Raw genomic sequence first — 23,284 nt, 5'->3', positions numbered from 1 at the left:
ATTTAATCCAGTTTAAAGCGAATGGGAATATGAACGCGGTGAGCAATGCCCTTGCCGTTTTCTACATAAGCAGAGAAACGCCATTTGGCGATGGCCTTTAACGCCGTTTTATCCAGCGTGCTGACGCCGGAAGAGCGGGCCAATACCCGCCTGGTTTGTTTGCCCTGCTCATCCAGCCACACTTCAACGATGACGGTGCCTTCCTGGCCGCGCCGACGGGCTTGCACCGGATAGGCTATGGGCGCCGGCCTGGTTTTAAAGCTCGGCGTTTCAATACGCTTGGGGGCGCTGTCTTTGGCGGCGGTTTGTTGGGGCTTTTGCTCTGCCTTTTGGGGAGGCGCGGGGTCGGCTGCTGGCGTCTTGGGGGCAACAGGCTCAGGTGCCGCCCGGGCAACGGGTTGCGGTTTGGGTTCAGGCTTGGGTACCGGTTTAGGCTTGGGCGCTGGAGCTGGCGCAGGCTTGGGTGTCGGTTTGGGTATCGGCTTGGGCTCTGGCATCGGCTCCACCACGGGGTCGGGTTTTGCCTGGGGCCGAGTCTGGGTCACGGTAGGCAGCATTTGCACGCTAATGGGCCCGGGTTTGCCCGGAGCCATGGCAATAGTCAGCTCTTCACGCTCCATGGCTTGAGCCAATAATCCGTGTAGCAACAAGGAAGCCAGTGCAAATACGACGTAGCGTTTAAAACTCACGATAAGACCCCGACAAGATGAATGAGAGTGATTCCGTTTACAGGCGCATAGAATACTTATTTTTGGCGCCATGTCTATTGCTATTCTTAATGATAATGAGTTGCATTTGGGTTGTGGCTGTATTAGCCTGCTGCAGCTCAATTTCATGGGGATAAACACAGTGCGACATCATGTAACTCTGGTTGTGGCTGCTCGCCACACCGCGATAGCAATAGCGATAGGGAATGTTTTACTGGCCCCCGCCATGGCCGCAGGAATGAGTGAACTGGACGAAGTCCTGGTACAGGCAAGCCGTGATAACAGCACGCAAATGCAAAGCAAACGCAGCACGGCGGTGATCACGCGCCAGCAGCTGGACGAACAGCAGCCCGGCTCAATTGCCGAGGCGCTTAAATACCAGCCGAATATCGAGGTAGGGGGTGGGCCTCGCGCGAGCAATCAGCAACCGGTGATCCGGGGGTTGAGCGGTCAACGGGTGTTACAGCTTACCGATGGTGCCCGACAGAATTTTAATGCGGGTCACAGAGGCACATATCAAATCGATCCCGAGTTGCTTGAACAAATCGATGTGATTAGAGGGCCTGCCAGCAGCCAGTGGGGTAGCGGTGCCATCGGTGGTGTCGTTGCGCAAACGACCCGGGACGGCCGTGATCTGCTTGAGGGGGAGCAATCTCTGGGTGGCTATGTGAAACAGGGATTTGATACCGCCACCGATAAAACCAAAACCAGTGGTGCCCTGTATGGCGTGCTGAATGATCGGCTCGACCTGCTGCTGAGCGGCTATTACAGCGATCAAAACAATATTCGTCTGGGTAATGAACAAAGTCTGAGTCACTCCGGCGAGCGTGATAGCGGCGGCATGGTAAAGATGGGATGGCAGCTGGATGACAGCCAGCGGCTGACGCTGAGCCACCGACAGAGTGAAAGCACAGGTTCGGTGCCGGGAAACCCTGCCGCCAATATGAGCGAAAGTAGCCCCTTAATCGACCGCGAGTCGGTCGATAGCAGCACCATTTTGGGCTACCACTATCATCCCGACTCCGAACTGGTGGATCTGGAGGTGAGCCTGTTTCGCAACAAGACCGAGGTCGATGAATATCGTGTCAGCGCGAACCAGCAAGACAGCACCGATTATCGGACTCTGGGGATGAATCTGGTCAACCGCTCGACGCTAGACTGGGGCAGGCTCACCTATGGTGTGGATGGCTTTCAGGACAAGAGCCAGGGACAGCGGAGCGGTGCTAACCGTCCCATCCCTGCCGATGGTCGGACCCGGGTGATGGGCGGTTTTCTGCAGGCAGAGCTGCCCCTGGCGGATGACTGGGCATTAACGCCGGGCGTACGTTATGACCATTTTGAGACCGAGGCCAGGAATATCAGAGACTCGCAGCGCAGCGACGATGAATGGTCGAAGTCTCTGGCGCTGAGCTGGCAAGCCAGCAACTGGCTGCAGTTGATTGCGCGTTACGATGAAGCCTTCAGGGCACCGACCAGTGAGGAGCTTTACAGTACAGGCACACATTTCGTCATCGGTGGCCCCTTGGTTAATACCTTTATCTCCAACCCGGATCTCAAGCCGGAAAAAGCCAAAAACAAAGAGTTGATGGCGCGGATGCGGTTTTCCGGGTTGCTGGCAGCAGAAGACAGCCTGCAGGTGAATGCGAGCTTGTTTGAAAATAAGGTAACCGACTTTATCGAACAGCAGGTGATTATGGACTTCCGAAACATGGTATTTGAGTCCCGATATCTCAACGTACAAAATGCCGAGCTGCAAGGTGGCGAGCTGGCCATGGATTACCGCTGGCAAGATCTCGAACTCGGCGTGTCTTACGGCCGCACCATGGCGAAAGACCAGAACACGGGCAGGGCCTTAGAGGGCATACCGGCCGACAAGTGGGTGGCCAGCGTGGGGTATTGGTTATGGGATCGCCAGCTTAAGCTGGGGGCCAGGGCGACCTATGCCGACTCGGTGAGCGCCGAAAGTGCTGAGTACGATGACTACAGCTTGCTGGATGTCGGTGCCCACTGGTATGGCCGTGGCGGTCTGGATGGCATTGAGCTGGGGTTGACCGTGGATAACCTGACCGACCGTCATTATCGCCGTGCCTTTAGCGAATTATATGAAGCTGGCCGTAACGTGAAGCTCAATGCGCTATACCGTTTTTAACAGGAGGAGGTGCCCCTATGCCCGAATTAACGACCCAGGTACGTGATTTGCTGGCCGCCGAGCCCAGGTTACGGCCCGCCGATATGGCCAGGCGCTTGTCGGTGCCCGAATGGGAGCTGGTGAGCCGTCTGCCGGAAACCCTGATTGTGACGCTCCCCGGCGTTCATGCGCAAACCATCCTGGAGCGAGTCTCCGGCTGGGGGCGCGTGACCACCATCGTGGAAGTGGCCGGCTCGGTATTTGAAGTCAAGGCCAGTCTCCCCAAAGGGCGAATCGGCCATGGTTATTACAACTTATTGGGTAAACCGGGCCAGTTGCACGGTCATCTCAAGCTGGATGCGGTGGCCAATATCTCGTTGCAAAGCAAGCCACACCGCGGCAAGGAAGCCTACGCCATCGTATTTTACGACGCAGACGGCGGCTGCATTTTCAAGATTTATGTGGGCCGAGACGAACAGGGCACGCTATTTCCCGAACAGGTTGTTGCATTTAACGCACTAAAGGAGCTGAAACATGTTTGATAAACAAGAACGCCTGCAGGGTCGCCTGGAGCCAGAAATCCGCGAATTTCGCGATGCCACGCACACCCTGGTATTGGCCACGGTCGATGCCGAAGGTACGCCTAACGTCAGCTATGCGCCTTTTGCCTTGCGGGAAGACGGTTATTACATTTTGATCAGTGAAATGGCACGGCACACCAGAAACCTGCTGAGCAACCCCAAAATCTCGTTGATGATGGTGGAAGACGAGCAAGCCAGTCGTACGCTGTTTGCCCGCAAGCGTTTGACCTTTGATGCTCGCCCCGAGCTCGTGACCCGTGATACCCCCGAATGGCAGGCAGGCATTGATGCCTTGCATGGGCGCTTTGATGACACAGTGATCGGCCTGAGCAAGCTGGAAGACTTTCATCTGTTTCGCCTGGTCCCCTTGCAAGGCCTGTTCGTGAAGGGCTTTGGTAAAGCCTTTGCCGTGAGCGGCGATGATCTGGTGGATGTACTGCATTTGACCGATGGCCATCGGCCGGCCGTCTCCGCCTGACAAGGCGTTGTAAGCTGCACCGCAAAAGCTCGTTAAACTGGATGGTAACGGGCTTTTGTATTTGCAACCCGGTTGGCGCTGTGCCACAACAGGGTGAAGCACAAAGGGGCGGGGGAGCATGAAACGCCGGTGTTTCAGGTATGGGCGTGATGCCCCGGGCTTTACCGAACACTCCTTGCGGCTGTCAGTTTGGTCTAAAGTTTACATAATCAACACAAGGATGAATCACTCATGGATGCAATTTCTGTTGGCGATATTATGACCCGAGATTTGCTGACCCTGGATCAGTCGGCAACCCTGAAGGATGCGCATGATCTGATGCGAGAAAAAAGCATCCGGCATATTCCCGTGGTCGACCCCCTGACCGGCAAGCTGCTCGGGATACTGACACAAAAGAGCATGATTACCACCATTATGAGGCTGTTATCGGACTATGGCGTCAGTGCCCTGGAGCGCCGTGAGCGCGAGTGCCGGGTCGTTGAAATAATGGATTCCGACTTTGAGTCCGTAGACCTGCACGCGCCGCTGACCGAGGTGGTGTCGTTTTTTCTGAAGAACAAACATGGTTGCCTCACTATCGTCGACGACAAGCAGTGTCTGAGTGGCATAGTGACCTCGTCTGACTTCGTTCGTCTTTGTGCCCGGTTGCTGAATAAATCCTAGGGCGATATGCTCGCCGGCCGCGCAGGGCTATGCAGAATCCCGTATCAGCCGTTATCTGGCCGGCATCATTGATAACCTCTCCTCGGTAACCTGTTATCATCACCTCCTCGGGCCCTGGCTCCGGGAGCCTGCCTTGCCCGACTTCAGCAAACGATTTACTTATCCGGGAACATGAAAAGGACGACAGCATGCGACACCAACTTCCCTCTATTATCGCGTTATGCTGCTTTGAGGCGACCGCGCGACACCTGAGCGTCACGTTGGCCGCAGAAGAGTTAAACCTGACTCAGAGTGCAGTCAGCCGACAGGTCAAGAATCTTGAAGACATGCTCGGCTGTGAGCTGTTCCTCCGAGTCCGCCAACGGCTGCAGCTGACCGATACCGGTCGCAACTACGCCCAGGAAGTCAGCCTGCTGTTAAACCAGCTCAAGGCCGCGACCTCTCTGGCGCGTTGCGGCTCTGGCGGTAAGCTGCACATCGGCGTCGAGCCCTCTTTCAATACACGCTGGCTGCTCCCCAAGCTGGGCGATTTCACCGCCCGCTATCCGCATATAGAAGTGGAGCTGATGAATGATCTGCGTCGACTCTACGAACGGCATGAAGGGTTTGACATCGGCATTCTGTATGGAGATGGCAACTGGGCCGGTTTTGACTCGCACTTTCTGATCCAGGGTGAGCTGCTGGCGGTCTGTACCCCCGAGCTGCTCGAACACTACGGGCCGATTGTGGAATTAACGGATATTCTTCGTTACCCGCTACTGCATCACGACGCCTACGCCGCGTCCTCACAGTTATCGTCTACCTGGCTCTGGTTACACGCGGCCGGTCTGAGTAATGACGAGATCGAAGCCTTGCCGGGACAGCACTTCGAGCATTTCCGGTTCGTACTGGATGCTGCGTTGCATGGCCTGGGTGTTTCTGTGTTACCGGCCTACCTGGTGGCAGGGGAATTGGCAGAAGGGCGCCTGGTTGCGGCCTCCCGAACTCCCCTGGTATGCGGTGCCTACTATGTCGCAATTCGCCGGCAGCGGGCCCGGGAACCCGAGGTTCAGGCTCTGGCCAACTGGTTGCTGCAGTCGGCCGAAATGCCCGAAGGGGACTAAAACGCTACTATCTCAATAAAAAATATCCCCCGGCGTTGCCGGGGGATATTTGTCTATATTGACACTCAGGCGATGCAACCCTCAAATGCCTGCTGCAGGGCGCCGCGATCCAGGCCACCGCGGGTACTGATCAGCACCAAGCTGGTTGCCGGCTCACTCTCTCCCCAGGGCTCGCCGGGTTGTAGCTCGCTGCGGCTGCCGACCAGGTGCAACACGGCTCGCTGATCCGGCAGCTCCGCCAACTGACAGAAGCCTTTGGCCCGGTAGATGCTGGCCGGTAGTGCCGCCAGGGTCTTCCGCAGCGCTGCCAGAGACAGCGGCTGGTCGCAAGACCAGCTCCAGCTCTCGAATTGCCGGCCGTGGTCAAGATGATCGCAATGATCATCGCAACGGTGTGCTGGGTCGTCGGCTTCAGCCGGGGCGTCGCTGCCGTCCAGGCGTGCCGGGTTGAAGTGTCCGACACCAAGCACCAACTCGAGTGGTACCTCGCCGAAGCGGGCTTCCAGTAGCCGGACGCCGGGGTAGAGCCAGCGCTGACGCAGCATCTCGATCTGCTCCGGGCTGGCCAGATCGCACTTGTTAAGCACGACAATGTCGGCGATGTCGAGCTGCTCCATCGCCAGTTGCGCCAGATCTCCGTCGAGACTGGTGAACTGCTCGGCATCGACAACCGTCAGCACGCTGTCGATGGCCAGTCGGTCGCGAAACTGCGGGTAGCGCAGGGTGGCCGCTATCTTGCTCGGGTTAGAAACCCCACTGGCTTCAATCAGTATGTACTCGGGGCGGTTCTCCTTCAGGCTCAACAACTGTGACAGCTGGGCGATCAGATCGCTTTCGACGGTGCAGCAGATGCAGCCGTTGGCCAGACTGACCATGGTCTGTGTTTCACTGACGATCAGGTCTTTGTCGATATTGATAGCACCAAAGTCGTTGACCATCACCGCCATCCGCAGCCCGGTATCGCTGTTAAGAATGCGGTTAAGCAGCGTGGTCTTGCCGGCTCCGAGAAAGCCCGAGACGACGGTGACCGGTATCGGTGGTCGTGCTTGTTTCATTATCCGTTCTCCCTTCAGAATGCTGGCAGCTCGTATTGCCAGATGGCCTCACGGGCCGAGCCTTCAAGCTCGCCCTTGGCATCCCACACAAAATCGCCCTCGATCATGGTCAGCTCCACACGGGTGTTGTGGACGTTGCCCTTGGGCGCCTGCTCGAAGAGATTGCGGTCGAGCACGATAAGATCGGCAGATTTGCCTACCTCGATAGAGCCGGCCTTGTCTTCGATGCCCATCGACCAGGCGCCGTTAATCGTCATGACCCGAATGGCCTGCTCCAGGCTGATTGGATCACCGTAGAAGGAGCCGTCCTCTTCTTCCCAGGGGTTTTCTCGCGTGATCATCGCTTCAAATCCAATCCAGGGATCCAGGCTCGAGACCGGCCAGTCCGTTCCCATCACTGCCACTCCGCCGGCATCAATCACGCCCTTGAAATTGTAGGCACGCTGCATTCGATCTTCGCCGAACACGGCGCGGGCATAGGCGAAAGACGATGGGTACCAGCCCACCGGCGAAAACTCGGCGGTGACGTCCAGTTCGGCAAAGCGCGGCAGGTTGGCATCCAGTAGCGTAGTACTGTGAGCACACTGGTGACGGACACCGGGACCACCGTTACGCCGCCGAGCTTCGGCAACGGCGTCGAGGAACAGATCGGAAGCACCGTCGCCGGTGCAATGGGCGATCACGCGGATCCCGCGCCGGTCCATGTCGCTGACCATGTCGGTGATGTGCTCCGGTGTCAGGTTCAAGTGGCCGCGCCAGTCGCTCTCGCCGGGCCAGGGGCTCGACAGGTATGACGAGCGTGACTCGTGGGTCCCGTCGAAATGGAACTTGACCGCGTTGGCGTTGAGCCGGGCGCTGCGGTAGAAGTGCCGCTCGCCGGCCAGCAGTTCCCAGCGGCGCTTGACCGGGAAAATATCGTCCTGCCAGCTGATTGCGGCCTCGACACGCACCGTTAGCTGTCCTTCCTGATCGATCGCCCGCAGTGCATCCAGGCGGTGTTCGCAGACGTGGACGTATTTGGTGCCGACGACGCCGCGGCCACTCTGAAAGTGCACCCCTTCGCGGTAGGCCCGTTGCAGCGCGTGCGCCGGTGTTGGGGGCATAGCCGCGTGGATGAGGGCGTAAGCGCCGTCGACCAGAATGCCGGTCGGCTCGCCGCTGATGCCGTCACGCTCGATGTAACCGTGGCGTGGGTCCAGGGTGTCGACGCCAATGCCGGCCAGCTCCAGCGCCTTCGAGTTCACCAGCATGCATCCCCAGGAACGGTCGAGAATGGCCACCGGGCGGTCCGGAAAGAAGCTGTCCAGCCAGGCACGATCCGGCACTATACCGGCTTGCTTGAAGGTGTAGCGTACGAAGTAGGTGCCGTAGATCCAGTTGTCGTCCGGGTGTGCCTCGGCGTAATCCAGCATGGCCTGCTTCACCTGCTCGGGCGTGGGATCCTCGATACCCACATCGAGGTAACCGGCGTAGCCGGGAGCCAGCGCCAGATCCGGGTGAGTGTGCATGTCGTAGAGACCGGGCATGACAAAGCGTCCGCCCAGATCCAGCACCCGGGTGTGATCCTTGATGTGGGCGGCGACTTCGTCAGCGCTCCCCACTGCGATGAAGCGTCCCTGACGAATCGCTACCGCTTCGGCCCAGGGGTTGCTCTCGTCAACCGTGTAGATGCGGCCGTTGGTCAGTACCAGCTCGGCGCCGTCGGCCAGGCCGCGGACATTGGAAGAAAGATAATTTTCGGGGCGTCCCATGATGCTTACCTCAGTAACAAAAGTCACCGGCTTTTCCGTACCGCTCAAGGCGGATCAAACGGTCAAGCCGGTGGGGATAAAAGTACAGCTCAGCCGAGGATCAAGTGGCCTAACAGCGACAGAATCGGCAGTGCAATTAATACACGCAGCAGGTAAATCACCAGCAAGTCGAGCAGCTTCAGGCCGATACCGGCGCGTACCAGTACGATGGCCGCCTCGGTCAGGAAGATAATCTGGTTGACTGCGACACCCGCCAGCACGAAACGCGTGACCTCACTCTCGATGTTGGCTCCCAGCAACGACGGCATTATGCTGTCGACAATGCCCGCCAGCAGGGCCGGAGCGGCCTTGTCCGCCTCCGGCAGGCGCAGCAGCTCGAGCAAGGGCACCAGAGGCTGGGATAATGTCTGAAACAGGCTGGTGAATTCGATCAGTGCCAGACCGGTACAACCGACCAGCATCATCGCCGGATAGATACTGAAAGCCACATCGGCACTGGCATGCAGGCTGCGCTTGAACAGCTCTTGTGGCGAAGCGGCGCTGGCGGCACGCTCGACGGCGCGACGCAGCCCCAGCGCAAACAGACTCTCGCCTGGCTGGCGCGAGGACGCCACTTGCCGGCCCGATTCCGGGTGGTAGGCCTGGGGTTTGGATCGCAGCGGTGGCAGCTTGGGCACTATGATGGCGCAGATCACGCCGGTAATCGTGACCGAGGCATACCAGGGCAGGAACACATGATCCATGCCAATCAGCTTGAGCAGCAGGTAGGAATACGCAATCGAGACGATGGAGAAGTTGGTGGCAATGATGCAGGCCTCGCGGCTGGTATAGAAACCGCCACGGTACTGCTGGGTGGTCATGATGATACCGACGGCGGAGGCGGACATCCAGGATGCCAGGCAGTCGACCGCCGCACGACCCGGCAGGCCGAAGAGCTTCTCGAATACCCGCGACAGCAAGCTGCCGACAAACTCCATCAGGCCGTAGTCCGTCAGCAGCGGCAGCAGCAGGGACGAAAGCAGGTATATCGCCAGTACCACGGGGCCAACATCGTAGAGCATGACACCGCCGGTGTTACGGTGCCAGATCCACTCCGGGCCGACCTGGAAGTAAACCATCAGCATCAGCACGGCGCCGATCACCCGTATCACGGTCCAGCCGAGGCCCGGGTTGAACAACTGCACGAAGCGGTTAGGGCTGAGCTTGAGCGGGCTGAACGAAACCAGGAGTGTAATCACCGTCGGGATGACGGCTACGCCGACCGTCACCGGCACCATCATGGGCTTGAGGACGTCGTTCACGAAATCGATGATGAAGGCGATCATCACCGTCAGGCGTCCGTCGGCATGGATGGGCGTCAGGAACAGCAATATCCCAAGCAGTGTCGGGATGATAAATTTGGCAAGTTGGGCGGCACTGTAGGAGCCAGTGGCCTTCAGTGTGCTCATAGAGGTATCTGAATCCGGTTGTTGCGACATGTCTTCACCTTAACCTTAAGTCATATTATCCAGCCCGCCTGGCGAGGCGGGAAAGAGCAGTCGGTCACCCGTTAGCTGACACAGCGACAGCGGGTGTCCCCCTTACTTCGAATAGAAGATGGGCGCCGTTAGCACCGGTAACTGTCGTCGAGTCGATCGAGCTTGCGCAGTTGCGCCTGCCAGACCAGGTCGACACTCTCTTGGTGATAGACAGGACTCGCAAATTGCTGTGCGGTAAACAGGCAGTCTTTGACCGCCGGCATGACCAGCTTGCGTCCGGTTTTCATGGCCTCAAGCTGGATTTCGCAGGCCTGATTCAGGTAGTACATGTAGAAAAAGGCTTCGGCAACGCTACGGCCTACGGTCAAGAGGCCGTGATTGCGCATGATCATGCAGTTGCGATCACCGAGGGCCGCGACGATGCGGGCACGCACCTCAAGGTCCAGCGGAATGCCTTCGTAGTCGTAGTACGCCACGCGATCATAAAAAGCCATATTGGTCTGGTTAAGCGGCTGCAAGCCTTCTTCCAGCGCCGCGACTGCCATGCCGGCCAGGGTGTGGGTGTGCATCACGCAAACGGCATCGTGGCGATGAGTATGGATGGCGCTATGCACCGTAAAGCCGGCCGGGTTGACGTTGGGGTCGCTGTTATTGAGTTTATTGCCGTCGACGTCAATTTCGACCAGATTCGAGGCCGTGACCTCCTCTGGCAGCAGGCCATAGGCATTGATCAGAAAGGCGGGCTCGTCACCCGGTACCCGCAGCGATATATGGGTGAAAACCTGATCGCTCCAACCATAGTGATCCAACAGGCGATAGGCTGCCGCCAGATCGGTGCGTAGCGCCTGCTGAGTGTCCTGTTGTTGCATAATAAAACTCCTTCTTTGTGCTCAACGCATCCGAGATATGATTACATCTAGATAACAGGAAGGTTACAGAAGCTTTCCAGCACGGGATAACAATATATCCTCAAAACCGTATTCCAAAATGTAATGAACTCACAGGGCAATAGAATGTGCCTCTTGATGAGAGTGTGAGCAGGGGGAAGCCACAGCGATTGTCTTGTGGCCGCCCAGCCTTACTCAGGGTTTCTTCGTGTGGACTCGCGGGCGATCAGCTCACAGCCGACGTCGATAGCCGCCGTTTTTACCTCCTCGCCGCGGATCTGCTGGTCAAGTAGCTCGACCGTCAGCCTGGCGACCTTTTCTGCCGGTATGCGCACGCTGGTCAGTGAGGGGGTCGAAACCTGCGCGATCGGCAAGTCGCCAAAGCCGCAGATGCCGAGGGGGTCTGGTACCTGGATACCCAAGCGCTGACAGCGGTAGAGGGCGCCGATAGCCTGCATGTCATTGGTGAAAAAAAGCGCATCACAGGGGATTTCATCCCGGGCATAGAGCTCAATCACCCTGGTACCATCATCGAGGCTGGGGATGGAGGAAGTCTTGAAACGAAACGGCTCGAGGCCAAGGCCGTCCAGTACGGCCTGGCGAAATCCCTGCCAACGCAGCTCCTCGCGCTCGTCGTCGAAGCCGAAGAATCCCGGGCGTTGATAGCCTTGCTCGACCAGGTGCTGTCCTGCCGCATGGCCTGCGGACCAGTTGGAGAAGCCGACCACGCGGCCAATTGGCTGACGGGGGAGTGGACCTTCCGGCAGATCCCACAGCTCCACCACCGGAATGTCCGCTCCGCGCAGGAGCGCCAGCGTCTCCTCGTTGTGGTAACCGTAGGCGAGGATCAGGCCGTCGAGCTGGCGGCCGAGAAAGGCGCGTAGCAGATGAGCTTCCTGATCGGGGGAAAAGACCGTTTCGCCGATCAGCAGGTGGTATCCCTTCGCCGCCAATCCCTGCTGCAGTTTTTCGATGGTGGTCGCCAGAATAGGGTTGGTAATGGTGGTCATCAGGGCGCCAATCATACCGCTGCGTTTCGTGATCAGCGCCATGGCAGCGAGATTGGGCACGTAGCCAAGTTGTGCCGCGGCTTCCTCTACCTTGCGTCGGGTCTGCTGGGAGACGACGTCGGGCTTGGACAGGGCGCGAGAGACTGTCATGCTGGAAACGCCCGCGAGTCGGGCGACATCCTTGACCGTGGGTTTGCGCTTGGTGGTCATGTATTTCTCGGGTTGAATAAAAGGGGTGGGTGCGTTGGCGCTAACATAGCGGCATTGAACACAGTTTGCATCTGCCGCAGACAGCCCGGAGGCAACAGGCTTGATGTCTGACCGGTATGGCTGCCAGCTTTCGCCCGGACCATGAATAAAAAGGGGCTCGTTAGAGAGCCCCATTTTGCATGAGCAGGCCTGTGGATATGAATCAGTCCAGCGGCCGGGTGATATGTTTGACCTCAAGGTAGGCAGACAGCCCCCAGGGTCCCAGCTCGCGGCCAATACCGCTGCGCTTGAAGCCTCCCCAGGACGTTTCCGGAAACACCACCTGCAGACTGTTGATCCAGATGTGCCCGGCATCCAGGGCTTCGGAAACACGCTGTGCCCGTTGGCCGTCGGCCGTGATGATGCCTGCGGCCAGGCCGAAGTCATTATCGTTGGCCAGGCGGATCGCTTCGGCTTCATCGGTGAAGGTGCGCACGCACAGTACCGGGCCGAAGATCTCCTCGCGCCAGAGGGCACTGTCGGTTGGTACGTCGACGAAGATTGTCGGCTCGATGAAGTAGCCACGATCAAAGCCTGCCGCGCGATTGCCGCCGGTCAGCAGTTGTAACCCTTCTGCACGGCCGCGTTCGATATAAGCCTGCACGGTCTGGTACTGGGCGGCACTGGTGAGGGGGCCCATTTGAGTGTTGGTGTCAAAGGAATCACCGAGTGTGATCGCTTCGCTGGCGGACTTGAGGCGTTCGAGCAGCTGCGGGGCGATACGCTCCTGCACCAGAAGCCGCGATGTCGCCGAGCACATCTGACCGGCGTTGTAGAAGATGCCACCGAGGATCCATTCGACGGCGCCGTCAAGATCCGCATCTTCGAACACCAGCATTGGCGACTTGCCGCCCAGCTCCAGGCTCACCGACTGGATCTGTTTCGCGGCGCTCTGCATGACCGTCTCGCCGACACGATTGCTGCCGGTGAAGGAAACCTTGTCGATGCCCGGGTGGTTGGTGAGCGGAGCTCCGACGTCGGGGCCGGAGCCGTTCACTATGTTAAGCACACCGGCCGGCAGCCCGACCTGTTGTGCAATTTCGCCCATCTGGAGTTCCACCAGCGGGGTCACCTCCGATGGCTTGAGCACTATGGTACAGCCTGCTGCCAGGGCTGGCGCGACTTTCCAGGCGGTGGTCACGAAGGGAAAGTTCCAGGGCACAATCAGCCCCACGACACCCGCCGGCTCAAGGCGAGTGCGAGACTCGAAGCCCTCGGCCGCCAGCACCACGGGGACGTTCTGGCGCTCATCCAGTTGCTCGGCGAGTCCCGCGTAGTAGTCGTAGGTCGCAATGGCGTCACCGATGTCAATTTCGGCCTCGAACAGTGGCTTGCCGTTATTGCGTGAAGAAATCGCCGCCAGTTCCCCGGCCCTTGCTTCAATGGCCCGGGCGATGGCACGCAGGTAGCCGGCACGCTCGGCACCGCTGGTACGACGCCAGTCGGCGAAGGCGCGACGCGCCGCACTGACCGCCAGATCCACATCCTGCGGGCCACCGGCAGCGACCTCCGCTATCACTTCTTCGGTCGCCGGGTTGATCACCGCCAGGCAAGCATCCGTACTGGGGGCGACCCAGTGACCATCGATAAAGAACTTGTCGTAACTCATTATGCCTCCAGGATGAAAGGCGCGTCTTCACGCACTTCGATGATGGTCGGGCGGGTCGCGCCGGCGGCGGTCTGCAGCAGGTCCCGCAGTTGCTCGAAGCTGGTGGCCTGTTCGGCGTGGCAGCCGAAACCGCGGGCGATGGCGAGCAGATCCGGCGTATAAATATCGACGCCGATGGGCTCGATATCACGGCTTTCCATGTAGTGCTTGATTTCGCCGTATCCGTCGTTGTTCCAGAGTAACACTATGATGGGGGTTTTCGCTTCCACCGCCGAGGCCAGCTCCGGCAAGGTGAACTGAATGCCACCATCACCAATCAGTGAAACGACCGGACGCTGCGGAGCCGCCAGCTTGGCGCCGATGGCCGCAGGCAGGCCGTAGCCCAGGGTGCCGTAACCGGTTGCGGAGTTGAACCAGGAACGTGGACTGTGTGACTCGTACAGGTGGTTGCCGGAATAGACTGGCTGGGTCGAGTCGCCCACGACGATCACCTCTGGCAGTACCTGCTGAATGGTCTCGAGTACCCGGCGCTGGCCGTTCCAGGCCGTCGGCTTCTGGGTATCGAGCAGCTCGCGCACCGCTCGAGCACGCTGTGCCCCCGGACTGTCTTCGGCTGTTCCTCCTGCCGGTTCTCCCAGTTCGCGGAGCAGGCCGTCAACGGCCAGCCCGGCGTCGCTAAGAATGGCGACTTCGGCCGGGAAGTTGCGGTTGAGCTGCTCGGGGTCAATATCGATGCGGATCAATTTACCGCCGAGGCGGAAGTTGCCGTCGAATACGGCGTCATAGTCGGTTTCGCCGAGCTCGGTGCCGATCGCCAGTACCACATCGGCCTCCAGTGCCAGTTGACGTACCGGTACCAGCGACTGATTCGACCCCAGTGCCAGCGCGTGTCCTTTAGGCAGCACGCCCTTGGCGTTAATGGTATATGCCGTGGGGGCGTCCAGGGCCTCCACCAGCCGGGTCATTGCCGCACCGCTATCGCTGGTGCCGCCACCGAGCAGCACCAGTGGGCGCTTGGCAGAACGCAGCAAATCGGCCGCGGCTTTCAACGCCGACGGGCAGGGCGCCGGGCGACTTGGCAGGGCCGCGGGTTTGAGAGACAGGTGATCGGCCGGTGCTGTAATGACATCAATCGGGATCTCGATGTGCACCGGACGTGGGCGGGCGCTGTTGAAGATCGCGAAAGCACGAGCCAGCACAGCCGGCAGCTCGTCCGGACGCATCAAGGTGTGACTGAAGGCGCTGACGCCAGCCACCAGGTTACGCTGCGACGGCAGTTCGTGCAGGTGTCCGTTGCCCATGCCGAGCTGCTCACGGTTGTTGACGCTGGAGATCACCAGCATTGGTACCGAGTCGGCGTAGGCCTGCCCCATAGCGGTGATGATGTTGGTCATACCGGGGCCCGTGATAATCAGGCATACGCCAGGCTTGCCGGTAACCCGGGCGTAACCGTCGGCCATGAAGCCTGCACCCTGTTCGTGGCGCGGCGTCACATGACGCAGCTCGGTGGACGGCAGGCCGCGGTACAGCTCCACCGTGTGTACACCGGGAATACCAAAGACAGTATCGACGCCATATCCCTCTAAAAGCTCGACCAGAACTTCGCCACAGGTTTTCATAAAACTCCTTCACTCATCAGTAAGGGTGATGGTTTTACCATCAGGAATACCCCGATGTTATCGATAACATATGGCTGATTGCAACCATTCATCACATATTTTTGATGACTGAACGCAGGTCACCCTTCATCTCCGGCATCAAGCACGCCGGTAACACCACGGATAGCCGGAGGTCAGGAGTCAGACGAGTGGGGATAATGGATCAGGTTGTAAAACACGGCGGGCGCCAGCAGGCCGAGATCGGCTCCTGGATGTGACCCCTTTATTCTAGAACCACTTGTTCAGTACTTTCGGCCAAAAGAGACGGAGTTCACCCACTTCACCAAGCTATAGTAAGGGTTCATGGTGTCTTTTCGTCCAGACAGGGGTATACGGCAATGGGTTGATTGCATACGCTTGGGAGATCACGGCGCGTGCGGAACGGTTGTGGTGTCCAATCAGGCAGGCGCAACATGCCCTCGATACTTATCATCGGACCTAACGCTTTTTCGATCGTGGGGGAGCGACTACAGGGTAGTACCGATACGTTTTTTAGTTCGATCCTAATCAGCCCGCAAATCTCTGGTCAGGCTTGTGAGTCATTTTCAGGAGGTTTATCAAGGCGTCTCGTTGACCGAAATTGCGGCGCACTGCTCAACGATGCCATACGCCTGGCTGAACTGATGTTGGCGAAGCACGCGACGTGCTCGCCCTACCGCTGCAACATAAGGAGGTCCCCCATTGCTGGAGCCGACTCAAGAAGCCCTTCCAAGTCTGAACGGCATTTCTCTACTGGTGTTGGACGAGGACCCGGGCATAGTACGCGGCCTGACACGGGAATTAGGCTATTTGGGCGCGGCAGTCACCGGTGTCAGTAGCCTCTATGAGGCGCGGCGGTCACTGGAGACCTGGTCTCCTGACGCGGTGCTGGCCGACCTACAGCTCAAGGACGGTCCTGGGCTTGAGCTGTTGCCCGAGTATCTGGTTCGTCATCCCGATGGCGCTTTCTATCTGCTCACTGAACAGGGGAGCATCGATAGCGCCGTCGAGGCGCTACGCCATGGGGTACAACATTATTTCGAGAAGCCGGTCGATCCGATTGCCCTGGCGTGGCACTTGGTCGACGATCTGGCCGTGGGTCGCTCGAGCCATGTTCTGGCTGAGCAGCTTTCTCCCTATCTCACGGTACGCGATCCGGTAATGCTCGAGGCACTGGGTGATCTACCCCGATTTGCCGCGAGTGGCGAACCGGTATTGATTCAGGGGGAAACCGGAACGGGTAAGGAGCTGGTTGCTCGGGCACTGCATGGGCTGGGGCCCCGCGCCCAGGGGCCTTTTATTGCCGTGAACTGCGGTGCCATTCCGGAAACCATGCTCGAGGCCGAACTGTTCGGCTACGAGAAGGGCGCCTTCACGGGCGCGACCCGCCAGCATCGGGGTCGTTTCGAGCAGGCCCATGGTGGCACCCTGTTCTTCGACGAGATCGGCGAGATGCCGCCCACCGCTCAGGTCAGCCTGCTGCGCGTGCTGGAAGAAGGACTGGTGCATCGTCTGGGCAGCGAGCGCGGCGTGAGCGTGGATGTCAGCGTGGTGGCTGCAACGCATCGTTCTCTGGAAAAACACGTCGAATCGGGTTTGTTTCGCCAGGACCTGCTGTTTCGCCTCAACGTGCTGGTTATCGAGCTCCCGCCGTTGCGCGAGCGTGCCGGCGACATCGAGCTGCTTGCCCGGCACTTCCTCGGCAAAATCCTGACCGACATGGGCAAGTTCGGCGCGGCGCCGACATTGTCCCGTGACGCACTCACCCTGCTGGCTGGCTACCATTGGCCGGGCAATGTGCGCGAATTGCGAAATGTGATGGTACGCTTGGCGATTCGCTTGCCCGAAGCTGTGCGTGAGGTCGGTACAAACCTGCTGGCACCGGTTTTACCAGCCAGAGCGTCCGGTGTCACTGGGGCCGTCGGGGGAGTGCTGATTCCCAGGGGGACAACTCTGGCTGATGCAGAAGGGCTACTGATCGATGCCGCCCTCAAGGAAACCGGCTACAACCGCAGCAAGGCGGCCAGGCTGCTCGGTATCGGTGAGCGGACCTTGCGCCGTAGGCTAAACGAGTCATGAGATAAAGGACGGTCCCCACTAACCTAGCTCAAAAAATGCTGTGACACCTCTTTTTGAAAAAATGCCGTCGGACGCGGTATTAGCATCTTTGCCAAGCGGGATCTCCAGCCAAACTGGCCGGATATTGCTCTATCGGCCGGCCACACTGACCGCAAGTTGTTCTTCATCTACGCAAGTAACTTAACAAAAACAATGAGCTTAACGCTGGCGCGTTCTTTGCAATGATAAAGATTGCGAGAGAAGCGGGCCGTAACGCAGCCCTGTATTCAGATTGCCATTCAAGGAGGTGCGCCATGTTCGGTTACTTAACCGGTTTCGATCGTGATGTCTTCGACCAGTTCGAGCGCATACGTCGAGAGATGGATGTGATGTTTGGTGGCGGGGGCGGAGACCCACTGGGTATCCGCTCGGTAGCTGCAGGGACCTACCCGGCAATCAATGTCGGCGCCTCGCCAAAGCAGGTGGATGTCTACATGTTTACCGCCGGGATGGATCCGAAGAGCCTGGACATCTCGTTGCAACAGAACCTGCTGACGGTATCGGGCAAGCGTGAGATAGAGCTGCCCGAGGGTGCGCAGGTGTATCGTCGCGAGCGGTTCAAAGGCAGCTTCAAACGTGTCATCACGCTGCCCGAGGACGTGGACCCGGACGGCGTCGACGCGGCTTATCGGGACGGCGTGCTGCATATCACAGTCCAGCGCAAGAAAGAGCTCCAGCCGCGCAAGATAGAAGTCAAGTGAGATGCTAATGTCAATTTGTAACTTGGATCTTTAAGCCAGAGGAGATTCAACCATGACCGACACCAAAACCATGAAAACGACCGAGTCGGGTCAGGTACAACGCCAAACCGAACGTGAGGCCGTTCTGCGTCCGGCGGTCGATATCTATGAAGACTCAACCGGGATCACCCTCAAAGCGGATCTGCCCGGTGTCTCCCGCGACCGGCTCGACGTACGGGTCGATGGCAACAACCTGACCATAGAGGGGCTGGCGGCGATCGACATGCCGGAGGGAATGGAAGCCCTGTATGCCGATATCAAGGGCACCCGTTTCCGCCGCAGCTTTACACTGAGTAATGAGCTGGAGACGGACAGGATCAACGCCGAAATGAACAACGGCGAACTGACTCTGCGTCTGCCCAAGCGGGCCGAGGTGCAGCCACGCAAGATCGAGATCAGCGGGGGCTAGGGTCTGTTGGCCTTTCGCGGTTAAATTTTGTTCGAGTTAAACGCGTTTTTATCGCGGCGAGTGGGTCGTAGCCTAGTCGTTCTAAGCCAAATCCCGCTCAACAAAGAGAAAAACGCGTCTAGCCGAACCCGAAGGGCAGCGCTTGTGAGCACACTGTCGCGTTGCCACTGATTATCGTGCTGGCCGTAAGTATGGCTCTGGTCATGTCGTCAACTGCGATCGTGCTCACCCTGGCGAGCGAGATGGTGTTCTGCACCACTCAAGCAAGTTTTACTGGCAGGAGGGAGACAAATGTCCACACTACATCATTTACGCGAAGGACTGAGCGAGGCTTGGGATACTCTGGTTGACGGTTGGCAGCGACTGTACCGGCGCGCTGCCGGCGCCATGACCCGGTTCACACTGGGCAAGGCGGCTCACGAAGACAATAGGGTTACAGGTCAGGAGGTTACAGTGCGCAGCGCGGGTTGGGGGGTGCTGGCGGCGGAGGTCTTCGACGACGACGACAAGATAGTGGTGCGTCTGGAAGCACCTGGCCTGGAAAAATCGGACTTTGATCTGGAGGTGATCGACAACTATCTGGTGGTGCGCGGGGAAAAACAGATCGAGCGTGAACGAACCGAAGGACATTACCACGTCACCGAGTGCGCCTATGGTCGCTTCGAAAGGGCGATACCCTTGCCTGAGGAGGTGGAGTCGACCAAGGCCCAGGCCAATTACAAAAATGGTGTGCTGAGAATCGAGTTGCCCAAGCTTGCCTCGCGACGTCGCCGTACCATTAAAATCGATATCCATTAGGAACTGTTGATCTTCTTCGTCTCGGCGCCAGGGGTATCAGCGAGGCAATGAGTGAGAGGTACGGGGCGTCTCGTGGCTTACCGAGCTGTTACCGGGGTCGCGTAGCGAGACTGTATGGTCTCTCGACGATAAAGCAAAATACGGCGGCTACCGATGGAATTCAAAGACTACTACAAGATCATGCGCGTCAAGCGTGACGCTACCCAGGACGAGATCAAGCGCGCTTATCGCAAGCTGGCCCGCGCGTACCATCCGGATGTCAGCAAGGAAGCGGATGCAGAGATCCGTTTCAAGGAGGTGGGCGAGGCCTACGAGGTGCTCAAGGACCCGGAGAAACGAGCAGCCTATGACCAGCTTGGTGCTAATTGGAAGTCCGGACAGAAATTCCGACCGCCGCCGGACTGGGACCAGGGTTTCGAATTCCATGGCGGCGGCTTCACCGGTGGAGATGCTGAACAGTTCAGCGACTTTTTCGAGAGTCTGTTCGGGCGTAGCGGCCAGACGCACGGTTTTGGCAGACGTTCGCGACGCGAGCTTCATGCACGCGGCGAAGACTCCTACGCCAAGGTTCTGATCGATTTGGAGGACGCCTATCAGGGGGCGACACGTACCCTGACACTGAAGCGCACCGAACTGGGAAAGGACGGCCGGCCGCGGCTCGAGGAGCGGGCCCTGAATGTTCGCATCCCCAAGGGCGTGCGCCAGGGGCAACATATACGCCTGTCGAAGCAGGGCGGCACCGGCATCGGCAAAGGCGAAGCCGGTGATCTGTTTCTGGAAGTCGAGTTCCGCCCTCATCCCTACTACAAGGTCGAGGGAAAGGATATCTACCTGAATCTCCCGGTGGCCCCCTGGGAGGCGGGGTTGGGGGCCAGAGTCAAGGCGCCAACGCCAACCGGCCCGGTCGACCTAAAGATACCCGCCAACTCGTCGGGTGGCCGCAAACTGCGGTTGAAAGGGCGGGGTATTCCAGCAAAAGAACCGGGTGACCTCTATGTGGTGTTGCAGATTGCCCTGCCAAAGGCGGACACCGATGCGGCCCAAAAGGCCTACGAGGCATTCGAGAAGGCAACCGAGTTCAATCCGCGTGCGCACCTGGGAGTTTGAATTATGGCGAAAGGCGAACTGTTGCAACTGCTGTCGGGTGATATTTTCGAGGAAGACATCGAATTGAGCCTGGCCGAACTGTGTCGGGCCTGCCAACTACCCGCCGAGCATGTCTTAGAGCTGGTACAGGAAGGGGTCATCGAGCCTGTCGGTCGCGATCCCGCATGCTGGCGTTTTCAAGCCATCTGCGTGCGGCGGGTGCGCTGTGCGCAGCGCCTGGAGCAGGACCTGGGTGTCAATATGGCGGGGGCTGCATTGGCGATCGATCTGTTGGAAGAGTTGGAACTGCTGCGGGTGCGACTGCGCCGGTTGGAAGGATAGCTCCGAAATGACTGTGATAAACAGCGTCGATACCATCGCCAGGCATGCCGCATGCCTGGCGATGGTATCGATTTCAGTCGCGTCCGGAACTATGCTAGACCCCGAACCGGATAATGGATCAGGTTGTAAAACACGGCGGGCGTTTCACCAGAGTTGCGATAACCGTGGGGCAGATCGGCGGGAAAACGCACCGCCGAACCCGGGGCCAGCGGCTGCCACTGGCCTTCCAGTAACAGCTCCATTTCTCCCCGCTGCACTATCACGTGCTCGATCACACCGCGCTCGTGGGGATCGGACCGGCGTTGATAACCGGGCAGCAGGGTCAGCTCCAGCATCTCGAAGCCAAACCTGTCTTCAAAGGGAAACAGGGGCGACACCAGCATGCCATCACCGGCCGGCTGCTGGCGCAGCGCATCGGCCTGCCGGTAGAGTGGACCGGGGTGGGGCTCGGGTGTCGGTTCCAGAAAGTCGGACAACGAGCTATGAAAGCCGCCGGCTATCTTCCACAGGGTGGCGATGGTGGGGCTGGACTCGCCGCGCTCTATCTGCCCCAGCATGGCCTTGCTGACCCCGGTTTCACTGGCACACCTGTCCAGGCTCCAGCCCCGTTGCTGGCGCAGGGTTCGCAGTCGAGTGGCAAGGTATTGATTTGGTTCCTGCATGGCATCTTTCCTGATTAATCTTGTTGTTGTGCGTTATAGCATACCTTTGCTAGCATGTGATTTTCGGACTGTGCGCTATAGCGCACAGTTTAATTATTCAAGGATAGATGACATGCGCTCGACCTTTCATTTTTCTCATTTGTCGGCGGGCTTTATTGCGGTGCTGGTCGGTTATACCAGCTCGGCGGCCATTATTTTTCAGGCCGCGGCCGCCGCCGGGGCCAGCCAGGCTGAAATCAGCTCCTGGATGTGGGCGTTGGGGCTGGGTATGGGCGTGACCTGCATTGGTTTTTCGCTGCGTTATCGCGAGCCCATTATCACCGCCTGGTCGACACCGGGCGCGGCCTTGCTGGTCACGGCCCTGGCGGGAGTGCCCATGAGTGAAGCGATAGGGATATTTTTGTTCAGCTCGGCGCTGATTGTGCTGTGTGGGGTGACCGGCTGGTTCGATCGCATCATGCAATTAGTGCCGGCGGGTCTGGCCGCGGCCATGTTGGGCGGCGTCTTGCTCACCTTCGGCTTGAACTTGTTTGTCTCGGCGCAAACTCAGCCCTGGCTGGTGGGAGCCATGTTGGTGACCTATCTGGCATTGCGCCGGCGCCTGCCTCGTTATGTGATCCCGCTCAGCTTGCTCGCCGGCTTGGCCGTCGCGGGGGCCGCGGGGTTGTTGCAGTTTGAACAGTTTAGCTGGCAGCTGGCACAGCCGGTGTTGATGATGCCCAGCTTTACGGCCAGCAGTTTGATCGGGATTGGCATTCCCTTGTTTATGGTTACCATGGCGTCGCAGAACGTACCCGGCATTGCCGTATTACGGGCTCATGGTTATCAGGCCAAGGCCTCGCCGTTAATCAGCTGGACCGGCATGACCGGACTATTGCTGGCGCCTTTTGGTGGTTTTGCCTTTAATCTGGCCGCCATTAGTGCGGCGGTATGCATGGGTAAAGAAGTCGATGCCGACCCTCGTCAGCGGTATAAGGCGGGAGTATGGGCGGGGGTGTTTTATTTACTCATGGGCCTGTTTGGCGCCACTGTTGTGGGGCTGTTTGCCGCATTACCGACTGAGCTGGTGATGGCCATTGCCGGCCTGGCTTTGCTGGGCACTATCGGCAACAGCCTGACGGTGGCCCTGGCCAATGAGCAAGAGCGGGATGCGGCTTTATTGACCTTCATGATCACCGCCTCGGGTGTAGCCCTGTTCGGTATCGGCAGTGCCTTCTGGGGGCTGGTCGTCGGTGGAACCGTACATTGCTTGAATCTGAGAAACAGCTGATTAGCGGTGAGGAGTGAGGGGGGAGGTGTAAGGCGTGAGGAGATCCCCTGCAAGGCGCTGCTTTAGCTGCGCAATGGCGCAAAGCGGCATTTTTGCTCTGGTGTCACATATATTGCCGTATTACCTAAACCTGTGCACCAGATCCTGCTGCGCAGGATTTAGCAGCTAATACTAAACTGAGTAAGTAACTGGTCTATTTAGCTGCTCTGTAAAGGTCGAACGAAGGGTCTACTCCACCGACACGCTGCAAGCACATCCCTGTGGCGCTCAAACACATGACATCCTTGTCATGTGATGGTCGGTGGAGTAGATCTCTTCATCCTCCCCCAGCTGCGGAGTTGCCTGTAGGTGCTATCTACAGACAACTCGGTGCTTGTGGAGAGGCAACAGAGATCGGCTCCCACGACCGTGAAATGACAGGGATGTCATTTCCCGAGCCCCCAAGGATGGGTTTATGGCGTGTCGTGGGAGCTGACTCTGTTTCCTCTGGTACTCAGCTTTAAAATAGATCATATTTTTACTT

At 58.6% G+C, this 23,284-nt stretch carries 21 protein-coding genes; 12 read left to right on the top strand and 9 right to left on the bottom strand.

The window, feature by feature from the left end:
* Positions 1-2: 2 nt before the first annotated feature.
* The gene (locus tag ACN0VL_RS00250; RefSeq protein WP_417613958.1) at positions 3-689 is read right to left on the bottom strand and encodes an energy transducer TonB; all 687 of its coding nucleotides are present in this window, start codon (positions 687-689) and stop codon (positions 3-5) included.
* Between the two features lie 70 nt (positions 690-759).
* On the opposite strand from ACN0VL_RS00250, the gene ACN0VL_RS00245 reads away from it, so the two are divergent.
* The 5 genes from ACN0VL_RS00245 (at position 760) to ACN0VL_RS00225 (ending at position 5,660) form a co-directional block, all read left to right on the top strand.
* Complete coding sequence (locus ACN0VL_RS00245) at positions 760-2,856, top strand: TonB-dependent hemoglobin/transferrin/lactoferrin family receptor (RefSeq protein WP_417613956.1); 2,097 nt, start codon at positions 760-762, stop codon at positions 2,854-2,856.
* A 17-nt stretch (positions 2,857-2,873) separates the two neighbouring features.
* Positions 2,874-3,377, top strand: coding sequence for a heme utilization cystosolic carrier protein HutX (gene hutX, locus ACN0VL_RS00240; protein ID WP_417613954.1), 504 nt, complete (start codon positions 2,874-2,876; stop codon positions 3,375-3,377).
* Positions 3,370-3,894 (top strand): heme utilization protein HutZ, encoded by a 525-nt coding sequence (gene hutZ / locus ACN0VL_RS00235; protein ID WP_417613952.1) that lies wholly within the window; start codon positions 3,370-3,372, stop codon positions 3,892-3,894. Before hutX ends, hutZ begins: the two co-directional genes overlap by 8 nt.
* Positions 3,895-4,125: 231 nt before the next feature.
* Positions 4,126-4,557: an HPP family protein gene (locus tag ACN0VL_RS00230; protein WP_417613950.1), complete on the top strand. Its 432-nt coding sequence runs from the start codon at positions 4,126-4,128 to the stop codon at positions 4,555-4,557.
* Between the two features lie 188 nt (positions 4,558-4,745).
* Positions 4,746-5,660 (top strand): LysR substrate-binding domain-containing protein, encoded by a 915-nt coding sequence (locus tag ACN0VL_RS00225; RefSeq protein WP_417613948.1) that lies wholly within the window; start codon positions 4,746-4,748, stop codon positions 5,658-5,660.
* A 65-nt stretch (positions 5,661-5,725) separates the two neighbouring features.
* Here ACN0VL_RS00225 and ACN0VL_RS00220 read toward each other — a convergent pair whose 3' ends face one another.
* The 7 genes from ACN0VL_RS00220 to ACN0VL_RS00190 all read right to left on the bottom strand — a co-directional run bounded on the left by ACN0VL_RS00220 (position 5,726) and on the right by ACN0VL_RS00190 (position 15,318).
* The gene (locus ACN0VL_RS00220; protein ID WP_417613946.1) at positions 5,726-6,715 is read right to left on the bottom strand and encodes a CobW family GTP-binding protein; all 990 of its coding nucleotides are present in this window, start codon (positions 6,713-6,715) and stop codon (positions 5,726-5,728) included.
* A 14-nt stretch (positions 6,716-6,729) separates the two neighbouring features.
* Positions 6,730-8,493: an amidohydrolase gene (locus ACN0VL_RS00215; RefSeq protein ID WP_417613944.1), complete on the bottom strand. Its 1,764-nt coding sequence runs from the start codon at positions 8,491-8,493 to the stop codon at positions 6,730-6,732.
* 62 nt (positions 8,494-8,555) lie between these two features.
* Complete coding sequence (locus tag ACN0VL_RS00210; protein WP_417613942.1) at positions 8,556-9,914, bottom strand: YjiH family protein; 1,359 nt, start codon at positions 9,912-9,914, stop codon at positions 8,556-8,558.
* Between the two features lie 158 nt (positions 9,915-10,072).
* Complete coding sequence (locus ACN0VL_RS00205; RefSeq protein ID WP_417613940.1) at positions 10,073-10,813, bottom strand: class II aldolase/adducin family protein; 741 nt, start codon at positions 10,811-10,813, stop codon at positions 10,073-10,075.
* Positions 10,814-11,022: 209 nt separating this feature from the next.
* On the bottom strand, positions 11,023-12,051 hold the full coding sequence (locus ACN0VL_RS00200) for a LacI family DNA-binding transcriptional regulator (RefSeq protein WP_417613938.1): 1,029 nt from the start codon (positions 12,049-12,051) through the stop codon (positions 11,023-11,025).
* A 202-nt stretch (positions 12,052-12,253) separates the two neighbouring features.
* A complete protein-coding gene (locus ACN0VL_RS00195) occupies positions 12,254-13,699 on the bottom strand; it encodes an aldehyde dehydrogenase family protein (protein ID WP_417613936.1) in 1,446 nt (481 codons plus the stop codon).
* On the bottom strand, positions 13,699-15,318 hold the full coding sequence (locus ACN0VL_RS00190) for a 5-guanidino-2-oxopentanoate decarboxylase (protein WP_417613934.1): 1,620 nt from the start codon (positions 15,316-15,318) through the stop codon (positions 13,699-13,701). Before ACN0VL_RS00190 ends, ACN0VL_RS00195 begins: the two co-directional genes overlap by 1 nt.
* A 774-nt stretch (positions 15,319-16,092) precedes the next feature.
* On the opposite strand from ACN0VL_RS00190, the gene ACN0VL_RS00185 reads away from it, so the two are divergent.
* The 6 genes from ACN0VL_RS00185 (at position 16,093) to ACN0VL_RS00160 (ending at position 20,829) form a co-directional block, all read left to right on the top strand.
* The gene (locus ACN0VL_RS00185; protein ID WP_417613932.1) at positions 16,093-17,415 is read left to right on the top strand and encodes a sigma-54-dependent transcriptional regulator; all 1,323 of its coding nucleotides are present in this window, start codon (positions 16,093-16,095) and stop codon (positions 17,413-17,415) included.
* Positions 17,416-17,708: 293 nt separating this feature from the next.
* Entirely contained in the window at positions 17,709-18,155 is a 447-nt protein-coding gene (locus ACN0VL_RS00180; protein ID WP_417613930.1) for an Hsp20/alpha crystallin family protein, read from the top strand.
* Positions 18,156-18,207: 52 nt separating this feature from the next.
* Positions 18,208-18,603 carry an Hsp20/alpha crystallin family protein gene (locus ACN0VL_RS00175; protein ID WP_417613928.1) on the top strand — a complete coding sequence of 132 codons (396 nt, stop codon included), beginning with the start codon at positions 18,208-18,210 and terminating at the stop codon, positions 18,601-18,603.
* Positions 18,604-18,894: 291 nt separating this feature from the next.
* Positions 18,895-19,401: an Hsp20/alpha crystallin family protein gene (locus tag ACN0VL_RS00170; protein WP_417613926.1), complete on the top strand. Its 507-nt coding sequence runs from the start codon at positions 18,895-18,897 to the stop codon at positions 19,399-19,401.
* A 153-nt stretch (positions 19,402-19,554) separates the two neighbouring features.
* A complete protein-coding gene (locus ACN0VL_RS00165; RefSeq protein WP_417613924.1) occupies positions 19,555-20,508 on the top strand; it encodes a DnaJ C-terminal domain-containing protein in 954 nt (317 codons plus the stop codon).
* A 3-nt stretch (positions 20,509-20,511) separates the two neighbouring features.
* Entirely contained in the window at positions 20,512-20,829 is a 318-nt protein-coding gene (locus tag ACN0VL_RS00160) for a chaperone modulator CbpM (RefSeq protein ID WP_417613922.1), read from the top strand.
* Between the two features lie 89 nt (positions 20,830-20,918).
* On the opposite strand, the gene ACN0VL_RS00155 is transcribed toward ACN0VL_RS00160, so the two are convergent.
* Complete coding sequence (locus ACN0VL_RS00155) at positions 20,919-21,491, bottom strand: helix-turn-helix domain-containing protein (RefSeq protein WP_417613920.1); 573 nt, start codon at positions 21,489-21,491, stop codon at positions 20,919-20,921.
* A gap of 112 nt (positions 21,492-21,603) precedes the next feature.
* Here ACN0VL_RS00155 and ACN0VL_RS00150 point away from each other — a divergent pair, with 112 nt between their 5' ends.
* Positions 21,604-22,761 (top strand): benzoate/H(+) symporter BenE family transporter, encoded by a 1,158-nt coding sequence (locus ACN0VL_RS00150; protein WP_417613918.1) that lies wholly within the window; start codon positions 21,604-21,606, stop codon positions 22,759-22,761.
* Positions 22,762-23,284: the final 523 nt, after the last annotated feature.

Origin of the sequence: Oceanisphaera sp. (genome assembly GCF_048268965.1) — a bacterium.
Taxonomy (GTDB): domain Bacteria; phylum Pseudomonadota; class Gammaproteobacteria; order Enterobacterales; family Aeromonadaceae; genus Oceanimonas.
The sequence above is the reverse complement of the archived record's forward strand: the minus strand, read 5'-3'. Positions and strand labels throughout refer to the sequence as shown.